This is a genomic window from Peptoniphilus timonensis JC401 (assembly GCF_000312025.1).
Taxonomy (GTDB): domain Bacteria; phylum Bacillota; class Clostridia; order Tissierellales; family Peptoniphilaceae; genus Peptoniphilus_A; species Peptoniphilus_A timonensis.
The window spans coordinates 59,072-74,780 of sequence record NZ_HE978597.1; the positions used below are offsets into that span (position 1 = coordinate 59,072).

General features: G+C 25.1%; 27 protein-coding genes. All 27 read right to left on the reverse strand.

The annotated features are described in order from the left end of the window. Nucleotides 1-288: 288 nt before the first annotated feature. The 27 genes from HGPT_RS07760 to HGPT_RS07870 all read right to left on the reverse strand — a co-directional run bounded on the left by HGPT_RS07760 (nt 289) and on the right by HGPT_RS07870 (nt 15,708). A complete protein-coding gene (locus HGPT_RS07760) occupies nt 289-687 on the reverse strand; it encodes a hypothetical protein (protein WP_019139274.1) in 399 nt (132 codons plus the stop codon). Between the two features lie 174 nt (nt 688-861). Continuing rightward, a complete protein-coding gene (locus HGPT_RS07765) occupies nt 862-1,236 on the reverse strand; it encodes a hypothetical protein (RefSeq protein ID WP_019139275.1) in 375 nt (124 codons plus the stop codon). A gap of 816 nt (nt 1,237-2,052) precedes the next feature. Continuing rightward, a complete protein-coding gene (locus HGPT_RS07770; RefSeq protein ID WP_019139276.1) occupies nt 2,053-2,376 on the reverse strand; it encodes a hypothetical protein in 324 nt (107 codons plus the stop codon). Nucleotides 2,377-2,551: 175 nt separating this feature from the next. Next, the gene (locus HGPT_RS07775; RefSeq protein ID WP_019139277.1) at nt 2,552-2,821 is read right to left on the reverse strand and encodes a hypothetical protein; all 270 of its coding nucleotides are present in this window, start codon (nt 2,819-2,821) and stop codon (nt 2,552-2,554) included. Between the two features lie 3 nt (nt 2,822-2,824). Further along, nucleotides 2,825-2,992: a hypothetical protein gene (locus HGPT_RS09090; protein ID WP_019139278.1), complete on the reverse strand. Its 168-nt coding sequence runs from the start codon at nt 2,990-2,992 to the stop codon at nt 2,825-2,827. A 51-nt stretch (nt 2,993-3,043) separates the two neighbouring features. Beyond that, nucleotides 3,044-3,244 (reverse strand): hypothetical protein, encoded by a 201-nt coding sequence (locus HGPT_RS07780; protein ID WP_019139279.1) that lies wholly within the window; start codon nt 3,242-3,244, stop codon nt 3,044-3,046. 128 nt (nt 3,245-3,372) lie between these two features. Then, nucleotides 3,373-3,723 carry a hypothetical protein gene (locus HGPT_RS07785; protein ID WP_019139280.1) on the reverse strand — a complete coding sequence of 117 codons (351 nt, stop codon included), beginning with the start codon at nt 3,721-3,723 and terminating at the stop codon, nt 3,373-3,375. A gap of 106 nt (nt 3,724-3,829) precedes the next feature. Next, nucleotides 3,830-4,249 (reverse strand): hypothetical protein, encoded by a 420-nt coding sequence (locus HGPT_RS07790; RefSeq protein ID WP_019139281.1) that lies wholly within the window; start codon nt 4,247-4,249, stop codon nt 3,830-3,832. A 167-nt stretch (nt 4,250-4,416) separates the two neighbouring features. Continuing rightward, a complete protein-coding gene (locus HGPT_RS09230; protein ID WP_172633962.1) occupies nt 4,417-5,007 on the reverse strand; it encodes a zincin-like metallopeptidase domain-containing protein in 591 nt (196 codons plus the stop codon). A gap of 71 nt (nt 5,008-5,078) precedes the next feature. After that, nucleotides 5,079-5,351, reverse strand: coding sequence for an ArdC-like ssDNA-binding domain-containing protein (locus HGPT_RS07800; protein WP_019139283.1), 273 nt, complete (start codon nt 5,349-5,351; stop codon nt 5,079-5,081). A gap of 190 nt (nt 5,352-5,541) precedes the next feature. Next, on the reverse strand, nt 5,542-5,820 hold the full coding sequence (locus HGPT_RS07805; protein WP_019139284.1) for a hypothetical protein: 279 nt from the start codon (nt 5,818-5,820) through the stop codon (nt 5,542-5,544). A 4-nt stretch (nt 5,821-5,824) separates the two neighbouring features. Then, nucleotides 5,825-6,313 (reverse strand): Panacea domain-containing protein, encoded by a 489-nt coding sequence (locus HGPT_RS08770; RefSeq protein ID WP_019139285.1) that lies wholly within the window; start codon nt 6,311-6,313, stop codon nt 5,825-5,827. Nucleotides 6,314-6,479: 166 nt separating this feature from the next. Then, entirely contained in the window at nt 6,480-7,091 is a 612-nt protein-coding gene (locus tag HGPT_RS10200) for a HipA domain-containing protein (protein ID WP_245544197.1), read from the reverse strand. Beyond that, the gene (locus HGPT_RS10205; protein WP_245544198.1) at nt 7,048-7,608 is read right to left on the reverse strand and encodes a hypothetical protein; all 561 of its coding nucleotides are present in this window, start codon (nt 7,606-7,608) and stop codon (nt 7,048-7,050) included. Before HGPT_RS10205 ends, HGPT_RS10200 begins: the two co-directional genes overlap by 44 nt. Nucleotides 7,609-7,948: 340 nt before the next feature. Further along, complete coding sequence (locus HGPT_RS07820; RefSeq protein ID WP_019139286.1) at nt 7,949-8,377, reverse strand: hypothetical protein; 429 nt, start codon at nt 8,375-8,377, stop codon at nt 7,949-7,951. 229 nt (nt 8,378-8,606) lie between these two features. Continuing rightward, nucleotides 8,607-9,083, reverse strand: a complete 477-nt coding sequence (locus HGPT_RS07825; RefSeq protein ID WP_019139287.1) for a glycosyltransferase family protein — start codon at nt 9,081-9,083, stop codon at nt 8,607-8,609. A gap of 197 nt (nt 9,084-9,280) precedes the next feature. Next, entirely contained in the window at nt 9,281-9,658 is a 378-nt protein-coding gene (locus HGPT_RS07830) for an ASCH domain-containing protein (protein WP_019139288.1), read from the reverse strand. Between the two features lie 175 nt (nt 9,659-9,833). Beyond that, the gene (locus HGPT_RS07840; RefSeq protein WP_019139290.1) at nt 9,834-10,292 is read right to left on the reverse strand and encodes a hypothetical protein; all 459 of its coding nucleotides are present in this window, start codon (nt 10,290-10,292) and stop codon (nt 9,834-9,836) included. Continuing rightward, entirely contained in the window at nt 10,277-10,909 is a 633-nt protein-coding gene (locus HGPT_RS07845) for a hypothetical protein (protein ID WP_019139291.1), read from the reverse strand. The genes HGPT_RS07840 and HGPT_RS07845 overlap by 16 nt, the downstream gene beginning before the upstream one ends. Nucleotides 10,910-10,927: 18 nt before the next feature. Next, nucleotides 10,928-11,371 (reverse strand): hypothetical protein, encoded by a 444-nt coding sequence (locus HGPT_RS07850; RefSeq protein ID WP_019139292.1) that lies wholly within the window; start codon nt 11,369-11,371, stop codon nt 10,928-10,930. 28 nt (nt 11,372-11,399) lie between these two features. Further along, complete coding sequence (locus HGPT_RS09095; RefSeq protein WP_019139293.1) at nt 11,400-11,540, reverse strand: hypothetical protein; 141 nt, start codon at nt 11,538-11,540, stop codon at nt 11,400-11,402. A 331-nt stretch (nt 11,541-11,871) separates the two neighbouring features. After that, nucleotides 11,872-12,585 (reverse strand): hypothetical protein, encoded by a 714-nt coding sequence (locus HGPT_RS07855; protein ID WP_019139294.1) that lies wholly within the window; start codon nt 12,583-12,585, stop codon nt 11,872-11,874. 9 nt (nt 12,586-12,594) lie between these two features. Continuing rightward, complete coding sequence (locus HGPT_RS09320; protein WP_019139295.1) at nt 12,595-12,765, reverse strand: hypothetical protein; 171 nt, start codon at nt 12,763-12,765, stop codon at nt 12,595-12,597. After that, on the reverse strand, nt 12,740-12,886 hold the full coding sequence (locus HGPT_RS09100) for a hypothetical protein (protein ID WP_155799252.1): 147 nt from the start codon (nt 12,884-12,886) through the stop codon (nt 12,740-12,742). Before HGPT_RS09100 ends, HGPT_RS09320 begins: the two co-directional genes overlap by 26 nt. 307 nt (nt 12,887-13,193) lie before the next feature. Next, complete coding sequence (locus HGPT_RS07860) at nt 13,194-13,745, reverse strand: host-nuclease inhibitor Gam family protein (protein WP_019139298.1); 552 nt, start codon at nt 13,743-13,745, stop codon at nt 13,194-13,196. A gap of 544 nt (nt 13,746-14,289) precedes the next feature. Continuing rightward, nucleotides 14,290-14,673 (reverse strand): hypothetical protein, encoded by a 384-nt coding sequence (locus tag HGPT_RS07865; protein WP_019139299.1) that lies wholly within the window; start codon nt 14,671-14,673, stop codon nt 14,290-14,292. 57 nt (nt 14,674-14,730) lie between these two features. Beyond that, complete coding sequence (locus tag HGPT_RS07870; RefSeq protein ID WP_245544199.1) at nt 14,731-15,708, reverse strand: DNA cytosine methyltransferase; 978 nt, start codon at nt 15,706-15,708, stop codon at nt 14,731-14,733. Between the last annotated feature and the right edge of the window lies 1 nt (nt 15,709).

Consider the following 15,709-nt stretch of genomic DNA (forward strand, 5'->3'; position numbering starts at 1 on the left):
AGTAAAAGCTTTACCATTTTGAGTATATCTAAGTTCTAAATCTCTAACTATTCTACCTACTAAACTTGCATTATTCATAATCATATCTCCTTTGTGTTTTATATTTTATTATTTCTTTCTTACAAATAATAAGTATCTTAAAATCTCAAATTAATATATTGGGTTTTAATCTCCAGTTTACAAGTTTAAAAAATCAAAAGTAACGTTGTATATTTACTGATACTGTTTAATTTCTATTAATTTTTTTGTCAATTTAAAATATAAAAAATAAGGGGTATTATCCCCCTATTAAGCAACCCTTAAAAGTCCACCATCAAAATTTCTAATTCCAATACTTCCAAATTCTGAAAAATCTGGCACATCAAGATTATATACATAAGAAAAAACCATTCCATCTTTTATATCTTGTATGTCGTATTCCCATTCTTCTTGATTTTCTGATACATATAAAAGATTTTGTAATCTACCAAATTCAGTATCACATTCAATTACATTGTATACAACAGCATTAAATTTTTCTTCAAATTCCTTAACCCTTTTTATATCTTCATCATCTAGCCAATAAAGACCACCCATTATAGATTTTGAAATTTTTCCCTCATCTTCAAATTCTTTTATAGTAGGTTTGAAGATGTTTAGTAAATTCATTCTTTTTATTGCTTCTTTAACTTGTGTTTCTCTTTGCATAATTCATTCTCCTTTTTGTATCTTTTATTGTTCTCTCTTACAACTAATAAATGACTTAAAAGAAGAAACTATTACATAGAAAAAAATACTTTGTAATTTGTAACCCAAAGAGAAAAGGTCGTTTACCTTTTTTCCTTTGCCAATCTAAACACCCAACTAATTGGGTGTTTAGATTTAAGCCATTTCTAACTCATCGTAATAATCTTCTTCAATTTCCATGAATTTAATCTCATCTTCACTAAAAGACTTTTCAAGTTCGCACATTCTAGGTATTTCATCTTCATTAAAGAAATATATATAGTATTCCATGTAATGACCATAAAATTTACTCTTAGTCACCATCATTATATAATCAGTTTTTTCAATATCTGTATCTTCATTAAAAGCTATTGGTATTTCTTTTCCACTGTAAAAAAGCATATCAGAAGTAATTCCGAACTCTTTTTCTAAAAATGAACAAGAATAATCAAATGAATTATTATCCATATAATTAAAAATATCCATTTCAACCTTTTTCTTTAAATCAGCAGTAATTTCAAAACCAAACATAATCATTCCCCTTTTCTTTTGTTCTTTTATTTCTCTGTTTCTTACAATTAATAAGTATCTTAAAATTTAAAATTAATATATTGAGTTTCAGTCACAAGTTTACAAATTACACAAGTCAAATGTAATGGTTTTTTATTTAATCTCTTGTCCAATTTAAAGATCAAACTCATAACTCTAAACATAAAAAAATATCCTATACTATAAAGAATAGGATATAGGACAAGGGAAACGTATTGAGAAACAAATTTATATATTACCGAACAACAAAAAAGGAAAACTCCCCCTGTCCTTGTAAATAATATATACCTTAAAGCAAAAACATATTATATTCAAACAAAAGAAATCCTGTGCCATAAATTAAAGACACAGGACTCTTTTTTTTACAAGAGGTATTTCTATAAAAATTATGCATAAAAATATTGAACTGAAGATATTATAGGGCATCCGAACATCTTCAGCCATATAATATATATCCTAAGTTTAAAAAAAATTTGACGTTTTTCAAAAATTGCTTTTAAATGCAAATATTTCAAAACTACAAACCTTATAAATAGAAAAAGCCCCTATGTTAATATAAGGACTTTTCCAGGAATAATTATGAAGTTCAAGATTTGAGGAAAATAAAGAAAAATATTTATTTATATCCAGGTTTTTGAACCCCTAGGCAACATCTAAAATAACCAAAAAATATTGCTTGTATAGTATATATACCCTAAGTTTTAAAATATTTTGAGCGTTTTAGAAAAAAATTTAACTTCTTGTAATTTTTTATTAAATAATCTTTCTTGATTTTTCATAATTTAATTCTCCTTTTAATTAACAAACCCAAATTGCTAAACCCTTGAATTCATCTGTGCAATATAGAGAAGTTGTTCCATATTTTGAAAGAAAAATTTCTAAGATTTCATCATATATTTGATTTAAGCATTCCACAACAGAAGAAAAATCTTCATCATAGAAAAATTGAATTTCATCTTCGCTTGCAGTAAAACAATCCTCAATTAGATAGTCCATATAATCATCACTAACGATAGAAGTATTCTTTGAAATAATTTCTGCTTTTTTTCTATCTAAACCCATTTCTTCAATATAGTCTGTTAAAATCCCTTTATTATCTACTAAATTAATTCCGTAAGTCATAATTAATCTCTCCTTTTTGTTTTATTATTTCTTTCTCTCTTGTAAATAATAAGTAACTTAAAAGGACTTCGTAATATATTGAGTTCTATCTGTGTAATTTGTATACCTAAAAAAGACTTTTTCATTTTTTTCTAATCTTCTGCCAAGTTAAAAATAAGGAGAGAACACCTCCTTATTAAATGACTTCACTAAAAACTAAATCTTGAAAAAATTCATCAAACTTATCCTCATTAACTCCAGCAAGTTTCATATATTCAAACATATACTCGTTATAGTCAATCTTTGAAGCTAACAAATCAACCATGTCAATGTATTTTTGTAAATCTTCGAATTTTTCTGCTTCTGCCATATCTGGTAAGGGTTCCTCCAGAGAATAAAGTTCTTTTAATTCATCTACAAGTTCTTCAACAAGTAATTCTTGTTTTGTTAAATCTAATTGTTTCATAATTTATTTTTTCTTTGTTTTTTTGTTAAACCTATGATTAATAATTTCGCCATTCTTATAAGTTATTTTACAATCTTCTTTTTTATCTCTATGCATTGCTCTATGTCTTGCAATTCCAAGAGAATTAAATTCTTTGTCGCAAACATGACAATAACAATCTTTATCTCTCATATTTAACCCCTTTAAAAATTCATATAACCTTCTTTTAAACGAATAAAAACTTCAGAAAAAATCCTCCAGTGTTTTTACCTCTGTAATTGTATATCCAAAAGTGTTTGTTAAAGCGTCAATCAAGACCTCTTCATCAATATCTTCATCATACTCTCTTGCAATTTCCATTAGCTGATTTTTTGTTAGAAGAAATGGTACATCAAGCTCGCCATTTTCAAATTCTTTTTCAACAAAATACAATTTTTTTAACATTTTTCATATCCCCCTTATTGTTTCTCTCTCTTACAATTAATAAGTAACTTAAAAATTGAAATTAATATATTGAGTTTTAAATTCCAGTTTACAAATTACAAAACTTGTATGTAACAAAAAAAGCTGGCTTATGCCAACTCCCTTTGATTATTTTTAACTTCTTCTAACATATTATCTTCACTATTTTTTAATTTTTGCACAAGACTTGCATAAACTTCTTGATATTTTTCTTTTTCATTATCAGAAATACCTGAAATCATTTGTAAAACTTCAAGATTTTCCATAACATCACAAGTATCAGTTTGAACCTTAGTTGTAAACCCATAAGCTTCAAGATTAGAATAATAAGCACCCTTTAAATTCTTATACTCATAATCCTCTATAAATTTGTGTCCGTATTTTGTAGGCTTAACCCTAATTCTTGTATAAACTCTTCCATCATACTCTAAATACGTTGTAAATCTTTTTTCATCAAACACTTTGTTATAATCCTTATTTAAAACCTTTAAGAAAAAATCAATTAATCTTTCAACTATTTCTTTATTATAAAAATTATAATAACTTTCAAAACTTTCTACATAATCTTTATAGGCCTTTAAGCTTTTTAAAGTTTCGGTTTTTCTTCTGAATTTTTCCTTTTAAATATCTGCTAAATTTTCTTGATATTGCAAGGGAAAAAGAATTACTATTTAAGGAATTTTTAAAAGGCTTTACCATATCATAAAAAGAACAATCTCCAAAATTTATTTTTTCATTTGTTAAAACTTCAAAATAATCTCTAGTTAACCTTAAAGCAAAGGCTGTATTAGTATTATTTGAAGGCATAAGATATAATGAACCACCTATATACATATCTAAAAGATTTTTAATCTTATCTCTAAGATTTTCTCCGTCTACAGTCCATTTGTATGGTGTAGGTGGCTGAACATTGCTACAATAAGAAGTAATCCTTATTTCTTCTTTTTTTGTATTAACTGCTAAAGTTGTGCATTTTTCATAACTCATAAATATTGCTCCTTTTTTGCTCTTATTAGTTTCTTTCTTGTAAATAACAAGTAACTTAAAAAGGATTCATAATATATTGAGTTCCAGCTTCCAATTTACAAATTACACAACTTAAAACTATTTTTTATATGATCCTTGCCAATTTAAAATTAAGAAAAAGGCTACCTTTAGGCAACCTTTTCTACTTCAACTTCCCTATTTTTGTTAATTATATAAGTAGTAGCTTGTACCGATTTTTCAATAGCACCTGCTAAGACTTCAAGCTTTTTATCTTCTTCAATGTTGTTTAACCAACTTTTTATATAGATTAGAAAGTTTTTGTATAAATCTTCATTTACTTCTATATTGAAGTACCTTGCAAGAATTATAGAACCCATTTCAGCGACTAATTCTTCTGTTGAATGTAATTCTTCATCTAGTCCATATTGTCCTAACTTTCTGTTAAGTCTATTTTCACTTCCTGTTGCGTGTGTTAGTTCGTGAAAGAAAGTTAAAGCGTAATCTTCAAAAGAAGTTTCAACTTGATATAGGTTAGGAAGATAAATACAATCTTTATCTAAATTATAATGTGCAGTATTTATAGTTTTATTTTCAAAATTAACTCCTACATTTTTTGCAATTTGATTTAAATCTAAATCTTTATTGATATTAATTGTTATAGCTTTTTGTTCTTCAAGTCCTTCAATATCATCTCCATTGAAAACTGTGAAGTATTTTTTATAAGTCTTTAGCAGTTTTTTATCTTCAAGTTCTATAATTAATTCTCTGTCTAAAAGTTCTTCTCTTGTTAAATTCCTCTTTAAATCTGTTCTATAAGTGTTTAGGTAATTTAAGCAAGTACCCTTTGAACCTTTTTTAAAGTTAGGTCTAGCTTTTTAATTTGATTAAAAGTTAAGAACCTATTATCTTCATAATTGTTAAGCATTTGAGATAGCATTAAAATTACAATGTTTTTACCAGTATATTCTTTATTAGTTGTAGGGTTATAAAAACCTTTAAAACCCTTAACCCATTCACTTGTATTTATTTCATCAGATTTTAACAATTCAATTAATTTTTCAGCAATTTTTGTATATTCTTTCTTATTATCAAATTTTTTCATAATCAAAATCTCCTTATTGTTATTTATTATTTGTTTCTTTCTTGTAAATAATAAGTAACTTAAAAGAATAACACTTTATATTGGGTTTGTTCTAATTTAGAGAACCTAGAATAGTTTTTTATTTTTTCTTGCCAGTTTAAAATTAATAGACATAGGTCATCCAACAAAAAGCACCTGATTATGCTAATTTTTACAAAGTTTTACTTATTTCTTCCCAATCTAGGTTTGATCCAAAAAGGATATTTCTCATAATTTCAAACTCCATAGAAAGTTCAGCTAAATCTCCATAAGTTCTGATAAATTTTCTATATTTTTCTTTAATCGCAGAACTAGACTGAAGAATATTGCAAATATATTCCTGATCATTTAGCATTAGTAAATCATTAATTACCCTATTAAAGGCTTCTAAAGTCTTTTTTATTTCTTCTCTATCCTCTTGGTCTGTATAGTCGTTCCAAATTTCAACCATTATTTTAACACCCTTTCATTGTAGAAATAAAATATTTTTTTATAACAGATTTAGGTATTACATTTTTTCTTCCATCTTCGTATATTTTCTCCCATGCCGTTCCCTTCTTCCAAGTGGATGCCACAAGTTCTTGTGAAGTATATTGTAGAAGATTAGTTACGTTAACTTCTAAAAAGTCAGCAATCCTTTCGTTGAACCCATCCCTGTAATCAATGTTTTCTACTTTCTTGTAACAAATAAGATCCAAAACAGTATTATATGGTCTTATTCTCTCTAGTCCAAACATGGAAAAAAGAGTATACACTTCTGGGATTCTCGGGCCATATCCCCAAGCCTGAAAATCGTCTTGAAAAAGAGGTTCGTTGTAACAAATATAAGAAAACCCTTGAAGATAATAAAGTATTATATTTACCATAGTATTATTTACAAACTTTCCCTTACTGTTAGAATAATTTACAATAAATTTTGCTACTTCTTTAGCTTCATAATTCACAATTTCCCCCATTATTTTAAAAATAATTATTTAAACAATTCGTTTACTTACTCTAATTAATAAGTAACTTAAAATTAAGAAATATTATATAGAATTTTTAAAAAACTTAAAAATATATTAAAAAAAGCACCTAAAAAGGTGCTTACTGATTTTTGTTGATAAAATATTAAACTTCTAGAATACTATTTTTTATCCTTTCTGATATTATATCTTTTCTTTTTGGTGCAAACTCTTCTAAATAACGACTTTCTGAAAGCACATCAATAATTATTCTTTGAATTTTATCTATATCTATTTTTTTATTTACACAACCTTTTATTAATTCAAATTGTCTCTTTCTTTCCCCATAAAAAGGCTTAACTTCTGGATTAGCAGATTTTATAGCTGTATCAAGTGTATTATAAAATAGACTAGTTCCTGAATCGAAAATTGGAGCCATTCCTTCAGCCTTTAGTGTTTCCACATTTCTTATAAACCCAAAATTGTTAAAATGTCTATCTTCGTTAAATATTATATAATCAAGAAATAGCATTTCATTAATTTTTTCCTTAGCATCATGAATTTCTAATTTTTCCAATTCATTTATTACAAAATTATACATGGATAAATGATTTGGTTTTTGAACACTTTGAATAATCGCATTAACTGGAACAAGTTCTGTGTTTTCGTTAATAAAATTTTCACAAACTGAATAAGATTTATTTCCAATTTCTTTTATTTCATATTTTACATGATTAATCTTTAGAATTTTTGAAATTTGATAGGCTATTTTTTTCATTAAATGCTTCTTGATAAAAAGGACTTGATGAACCTTTAACAAGAACTCTCTTGTTTTTTTCTAAAATCCAAGCTTTTTTTAGCCAACCATCTGAAGTATTATTTGGGGTTTTTAACGAAAACGAACCACTAGATTTACCAAACATAAATAACCCCATATCTTCTGAAAACTCGTTTTGGAAAAAATTAATATCCTTCCATTCTATGTTATCATTTTTATTTCTTATCCAATATTGATCTGAAAGAGATAGACCATAATAAGCTAAACTTAGTTCATATAGAGATTTCCCTTTAAGATTTTCTAGAAGTCTATCCTTATCTTGTCTTGTATCAGGAATTCTTCTTCCCTTTAGAAAATGTTCGAAACTACTCTTTTCAATTTTATTCTGTTTTTTGTTGAATTGTACCTGGATAGGTCTAAACTCTGGATTGAAAATTTTTAAAATTTTTATAACTTTTCCATGAATCATTTCAAAAGAAAACACTGGTGTATTTTTATTGAAAAAAATATATTCCATACTATCTCCTCCTTTTCTACATTTTACTACATTTACTTTTTTAAAACACTTATTTATATGTTTTTTTTCTAATTAATAAATAGCTTAAAATTTGAAATTAATATATTAAGTTCCAGCTTCCAGTTTACAAAATACACAATGCGAATGTAACGAAGACTTTTATGTAACTTTGCCAATTTAGATCAAAAAATGACCTCGTGAATTAACACGAGGAAAATAAAATTTTGTGAAGTAGTGCAAAAGAAATGCCGTAAACAAAAAAGGAGGTTCAAAGTCATTTCTATTGCACATTTGTTATACTTTAAAAAAGAATAAAACTGAATATTGAGAAAAACCTTTTTTATTCTTGATAATCCTTAATAATTTGTTGAATTAATTCTTCAAACTCTTGATCTTTTTTATCTAAGGCTTTTACAAAGACTTTTGCTAACTCTTCTTTTAACTTTATATATTCATCATCATCTAAAATATTAAGTCGCTTGGCATCTATATCCATTAGTTCAAGGAAATTAGCAGTTTCAAAACAATCCATATATCCATCAGGATCTTTTTCTACAACGAACTCATAGCCACCATATTCGGTTCCTTCGCTACATTGTAGATTATAATAGTGAAGACCACCATCTTTACCTAAAATGTATGTATCGTGCGAATTAGAGCCTAGAATCCTTATAGTTTTACTTGTACTACCATTATCTTGAACTTTTAGTATAGGAAGTTCAGTTAACATCGAATGATTTAAAAATGAAACTCTTGGTTTTTCTTTCATATTAATTTTCTCCTTTTAAATGTATGTTTAAATTATAGTTCATTTTATTTAAAATGTAAACATATATTCCGAATTTTTGTTCTATGTTTTATTATAAAATACAAAAAATATTATAAAAAATTATTTGTATTTGTAAGTTATATTAGTAAAATTTACTCCCATATTTAAAAAATTCAAATTATAAATAAAAGATTTTTTCATCTGGTTTACAAATTACGGAAATAAATGCCTATTTTAAGGCATTTATTATATTTTCGTTAATTCTTTTATAAAATTCGTCTTTGTTTTTATCATTATTTATGAGAATAATATCTTTATTATTTTTTAAAACTTCGTTGCAACCTGTTTCAGCAATATTATTTTCCATTCTTTCAATATATTCTTCATTAATTTTAATATTATCTTCTAACATTTGAAATTCATTTAATTGCCTAACATCAGAAACAACTATGTCATAATCTTTTTCTAATTCCTTAATCTTATTTTCTAAAATATTTACAAATACTTTAGGATTAACTCCCCTCATTGCACCACCAACATCTTGAAGCAATTCTCTATTTTTTGATTTCATTCCAAAATATTTTTCACAAATTTCGTAAAGTGGTTCAGCAAAATATATTTTTTCAAAGTTGTGTTTATTAACTAAATAATCGCTAAATGTATCTTTACCTGCTCCACATTTTCCTAACACAGCTATTTTACGCATAATATTTACTCCTTTTTGTTATTATTTCTTGTTATCTCTTACAATTAATAAATAGCTTAAAAGAAGATGAGATTATATAGAAAACAAAAACACAATATTACAGATAACTTCTTTAAAATTGTAAACTAAAATCTAAAAGTATTTTTGTGTTTTTTATTTTTGCCAATTAAAAAGCACCTGCAAAGGTACTAAATAAACTATTTGATGTAGAAAAAAGATTGTGGAGGAGTTTTTATTTTTCCATTAAATTCTTTTAAAGTTAAAGGCTCGTCATACTTAATAATTTCTCCAATTTCTATTGCGAACCCCCTTTCTCTTCCTTCAAAATACTTGTTAAAATATTTCTTACTAACTCCAGAATAATCTTTAGTATTCTTCCAAAGAATTTCAGGATTATTGCAAAAAATATTTTTAATATTAAACTCACCAACAACCTTTCCACAAGGTCTTGTTGCATATATTACAATCGTTTTAACATTAAGATTTGTAAAAATAGTCTTTCTATATTCAAATTTTTTATTTCCATTAAATATTTTCTCAACATATTCTGGCTTAATCGACATTAATACTCTCAAAAACATCTTTCCTTTCAAAATAATTTAATTTAAAGACAAAATAATACTGTTTACTTCTTTCATGAAAAGATTTTGATCTTTAAGAGATTTGTTTTTAATTGAAACAATTACTTCCTTATTCTTATTCACAAAATATGAATAATCCCCAACAACTACAATATCTTTTATTAAGCCTTTATCTAAACATATTGAAAAAATTCTTTCTACCATATTTCATTTGTTCTCCGAAATTTATACATTCATCTAATGTTTCTAATAAAACATCTCCATATAAATTAACAATACCTGACAAAATTTCATTTCTATGATAAGAATCTCTGTTTAAATATCCCATTTCACTTTTATCTAGCATATAACTAGAAGCGTTAATATTACCTTTATCTTTTAAAACCTCTCTATTTATAGAGTTCCAATTAAAATTATATCCTTCGATATAATACCTAACTTCTAAGCCTTCTTGTTCGTTATACACCAAATAAGGGCTTATAGTATAATTAAAAGCATTTTTTAAAAGATCTTTAAAAATATTTTTTATATTATCCTTATTTACATAATTTTTTAAATTTGTTAAAAACTCTTCGTATTCATTTTTAGATGCAAGCACTTTTTCGTGAGGAATTACAACACCAAACAAACCCTCTGTTTTTTTTGATAAATCGGCAAGAAGTATTTTTGTTTTTTAGGTATAACCTTTCCTAAATTTTCTTCTTTATAAAAACTGATTGCTTGATATCTGTCATTTACAAACCTTAATGTTCCAGTAATATCGTAAAAAGAATTGAAATCTTCATAAATATTGCCTTCTGAAGCAATATTTAGAATATATTCTTCCTTCTCTTCTTCAGCACTAATATATAAAGAGTCTATACCATTTAAAACTTCACTTGAAAAAATGTTAAAAGGATATTCATCCCAGGCATCATCATAAAAATCATCACTATTTAAAGTATTATCTTTAGAATAATGAACCTCTATCTTATATTTGGGAATTAGCATTTCTCCATATCTATCATTATGTGAAAATTTACTTATTATTTTTTCAAAATCTTTTGAGTGATTTAAGAATTTAATATAATTAAAATTCTCAATCTTAATTTTACTATTTAAAAATATTTTTAAATAAAAACTTTTTGTATTTTCCATTTCGTCAAAAACAAAATCAATATAATAAAAACCCACCTCTCCAAAAATATCATCTAAAAAACTTTTAAAATCTGTGTTTTCTACAAAATTTTTAACATTGATTAACATATAACCCTCCTATTTTACTTACTTAGATTTATAATAATATTTTAAAATTTTATAAAAATGAAAACTGCTGACTACCACCTCTAAAACTCCAAATAATAATATATAAACAATAAATTCACAATTTCCATATAACAAACTTAGTATGATTGTTGTAATTAACAAAAACATCCCAAAAAATATTGTTTTATTAATTACTCTCATATATCCACTAGATTTCAATAATTGCAAAAACTTGTTTTGAGGCAATTTTTTTAATTTTAAATAATAAAAAAATAACAAACAAATTAATAAAATATTAAAAAAATAAAACTCTCTAAAATACTCATCAATATTAAAAATAATATTAAAATTAAGAATTTTTAAAATTCCAAAAAATATTAACGGAACGACTAAATACACATACTTTCTAAAATTTTCAATTAATATTTGATACAAATTATAAAAAATATTTTTAGTTTTCATGTAATCACCTATTTACTATTAATTTCTATTAGTTTTGAGTTTTCTCTAAATCTAAACTTCTATCTTCTTCAATGCTTTTAGAAATATGTAGATTAACATAAAGACAAATGCCAGATATAATTATACTTGTTACACTTATTCCAAAAATAACCCATAATATATGATCCATATTAATTCTCCTTTTATATTTTCTAAATATGAAATAACTTAATACAGAAAAAAATTATATAGAAAATTAAAAAAATCCCTGCGATTACTCACAAGGATAATTTGTCATGTAGACCATTCAAAAATATATTAAATATTTCTTCTGGAATACACCAATAATTAAAACACAAATTATATAATTTTATCAGTTAAACTTTCTACAAATTCTTTTGAACTTAAATTATTTTCTGCAAATTCCTCATAAGTAGGAGGATAATCATAAACAGACCAAATATTTCTGTAATAATAAGCATAAAGATATTCTGAAACATCTACATCTCTACCAAATAAATTTAAAAGTGTATAATGTCTTTTGTTATCTTTTTTAAATTTTTTTCTATCATAATATTTAAAGGTTTAGTTAAAAGTGGATAATAATCTTTAATGATTTGTTCGTTTACTTCTGTAATACTATCTGTGCAATTATCTGTTATTTTATAAGCATAAGAAACTGAAGATATTACGCATGAAAAGGTTAACTTATCATCTAAATTGGCATTATTAAATTCCTCTCGATTTTCTGAATAAAAAAATGCATTTATCAATAAATCTAAACTAGCGTCTATATACGGATAAGGATCATAAACGCAAATTGCTATATAATCTTCAAGAACATTATCTTCAAAATTAGAAAACAAAAGATTATCATCATCTAATCCTAAAGAATAAAGCATTTGAAGAATATTTATAAAAGCCACCTTATAACTTTTTTCTCTAATTAAGGATAACGTGTTTATAGAAAAGTAAACTAAATCTATCTTTTCTTTAGTATTATCTGTTTTTTCAACTAATAACCTATAATCTAAATTCTTGTCTACAATAGTTAGTAATGCTAAACAAGGTCTTAATTTTCTTTTAGCAAGAATAACTTCGTCAGAAGAAATACCTTGTCTTATAATATCCGTTAATAAACCAACAACACACTCCTCATCATATTCTTTAAAAAATTTGTTATTTTTTTCAAATTCTATTCCCTTGATTATATTTTCCTTATATTTTTCTAGCATTTTAGCACCTCAATATCTGTAACCCTTATAAGGTTTAACAATTTTTTCAATATATTTTCTAATTTTACTATCAGATACACAATCCAATACAAGTTTATTATCCTTATAAACTGAAAAGTCTATTTCTATATTTGATAGTTTGCTTTGTAGTTTTTTAACTTTTATAATTTCCATAGTCAAAATCTAAATCCACTGAATATGGATCAATTTCTCCATAGGTTAGCACATAATGAGAATTTTCAACAATTTTTATATTTTCTTTTTTTAAAATTTCGCCAACAGTTAGTTTCTTCGTTAACACAATCATTGCTCCTCTCTATTATTCTTAGATAATAAGTAACTTAAAATAAAGAAAAAATATATTTAAACAAAAAGAATACTGTTGTTTAAAACCAAAAACAACAGTATTCCAAATATTATTCTATTTCACAAAAGCAAACACTCTGTTAATTACCTTTGTTATAATTGGCAAAAAGACAGCCAATGTACCCATTAATAAGGATATTTTTACATATAACCTCTTTGCCTTGATACCTTTTCTGTACCATTTTCTTACTTTTCTATAAAATTTTTTTATTCCTTTAAACATTTCATACCTCTAACTCTATTTAATTAATCTTTATAAAAAATTCTTTTTCCTTATTTACCATTATTCCTTCAATAATTTGACCGTTAGAATCTGTAACTATACCATCTTCTAATACCACCAAATTCTTTTTAAGTTCAGACTTATTTATCTCCTTACTTTCTTTAACCCTTACAAAATCTTTTAAATCATGGTTTTCTAAAAATTCGATAAGTTTATTTTCGTTACCATAATCCCAAGTTGTTTTATTTTTAAAATTAGCAGTACCTACCATTGTCTTTAATTTAAAATTTGGATCTTCTTTTTGCCTTTCTATTAGATATTCTTGAAGTTTATATTTGAAAAAATTAGTTTTATCTTCTTTTTCTTTTTCTAGTTTATTTATATATTCTTCATATCTTTCAATTTCAGCTTTAGCATATTTTATTTGTTCGTCAATATTATCTTCAACTTCTTTAATTTTCCTAAAACACCAATCAGCTCCACCTAAATTTTCTATTTTCCAAGGCTTTCTTTCTTCATATTTTTCTTCTGTGATTTCCACATCTTCAATATTAATTAAATCTTTTGTCATAATATTTACACCTCACATTTATCTTTGTAATTAATAAATAACTTAAAAACTAAAAAAAATATATTAAAAACCCTTGTAGAATTATTTACTACAAGGGTTTAATTTATTTAAAGAGTAGAAAACTGATATTTATGTTTGTGTATTTGCCTAATTAAAATTTTAGATTATTTGATTTCATGAAATAAATAATTTGTTTTAATAAAAGTTAAATGTTTTAGATAGTAAGAATTTAACTTACAGATAAATAAATAATCTTTATTTATAGTTTATATTTTAGTCGGAATATTATAGTTGGAGAAATCATATTTTATTATTATATTTTTTAAATCAATATTTTCTACTCTTGGATAAGATATACCTTAATCCAAGAGTAGAAATTTACAGTTTTTGAAAATTGGTAAAAAAAGAAGACCCCTATAATTATAATATAGGGGTCTTCAAGGATAAAAAAAGAAAATCCGACCGATGTTAAAAATATTATAAAAAGGAATACATCGGTCATATAATATATACCTTAATTTTTAAAAATTTTATGATTTAAAAATTATTTTTTGGATTGTTTTTGTATTTCTTCACTAATTTTGCTGTTATAATCCATCATTGCTTCATAATCAGATACATAAAGAAAATCAATCAATTCTTCAAAAGATTCAAAGAACTCTGTATCGACCAGCTTATCCCCAACATAGCTTCTTAATAAAAGATCACTCAAATCAAGGGTTATGGAATAAAAAACTCCTTCGTCTTTTAATAGAACCTTAAAAATTTCAAAATCGGTTAAATTATTTAAATCTAAAACTTCATTAAATTCTTTATTAAATGTATTTTCATAAAATGATTCATAAGCATTTAAAAAATCATCAGCTAAAAACTCGCTAATATTTAATTTTTCAGTTAGTATTTCGATATATTCTACTTTTCTATCCATAATCAATTCTCCTTATTTTAAAATCTTTTATAACAAATACCTTAATCAAAAAAAATATTAACAATTTTCCAAAAGGTTTTTAATTGATTTAGCAATTTCGTAGGCCAAATTAATAGGAACTGCATTACCAATCATTTTATATCCATTATTTAAACCATCATAATAGAATTTAAAGTCGTCTGGAAATCCTTGTATTCTTGCACATTCTCTTACAGATAATCTTCTGTATAAATTTTCTTTCCCTTTTACAAATTCTTGCTTATTTTTTTCTACCTTTATCATTTTAGGAGCTTGTGGGTGCAATTGGCATTGCCTACCAGAAGCTTGTACTGTAAAGGCCTGTTCATTCCATCCTCTTACTCTATTCCTGCTCATAAAAATAGGTGAAAAACTGCCTATAAAATATTCATGGTTAGGATATTTACATTTATCGCCATTTGTTTTATTTTTATCTCTAGCAGGAATCACATTATTTCTTAAATCATAAATAGCATCTTTTAAGGTTAATTTATAATCATAAGGCTCTGGTGGATTATTAAAAACTACACCTAAATCTTTGCGAAAACCAACATAAAAAACTCTTTTTCTATCTTGTGGTACACCATAATCACTTGCGTTTAATAAATGAATAAATACATCATAACCAGCATCTTCAAATTGAGAAACTATATTTTCCACAGCTTCATTATGTCTTTTAGCCATCATACCTTTAACATTTTCAGCTAAAAAAAACTTAGGCTTTTTATCTTTTAATACTCTTATATATTCAAAGAATAATTGCCCTCTAGGGTCATCAATTCCCTTTAATGCTCCTGCCTCACTCCAAGACTGACAAGGAGGTCCTCCAATTATTCCATCACATTTTGGGAAATCATCAGACGGAATTTTAGAAATATCACCTTTTAAAAGTCTAGTATTATGATTTTTTTCAAAAGTTTTCCATATAGTTTTATCAAATTCATTTGCAACACTTATATTAAATCCTGCTTTTTTAAAGCCAAGATCTAAACCTCCTGCACCTGAAAATAAGCTAATT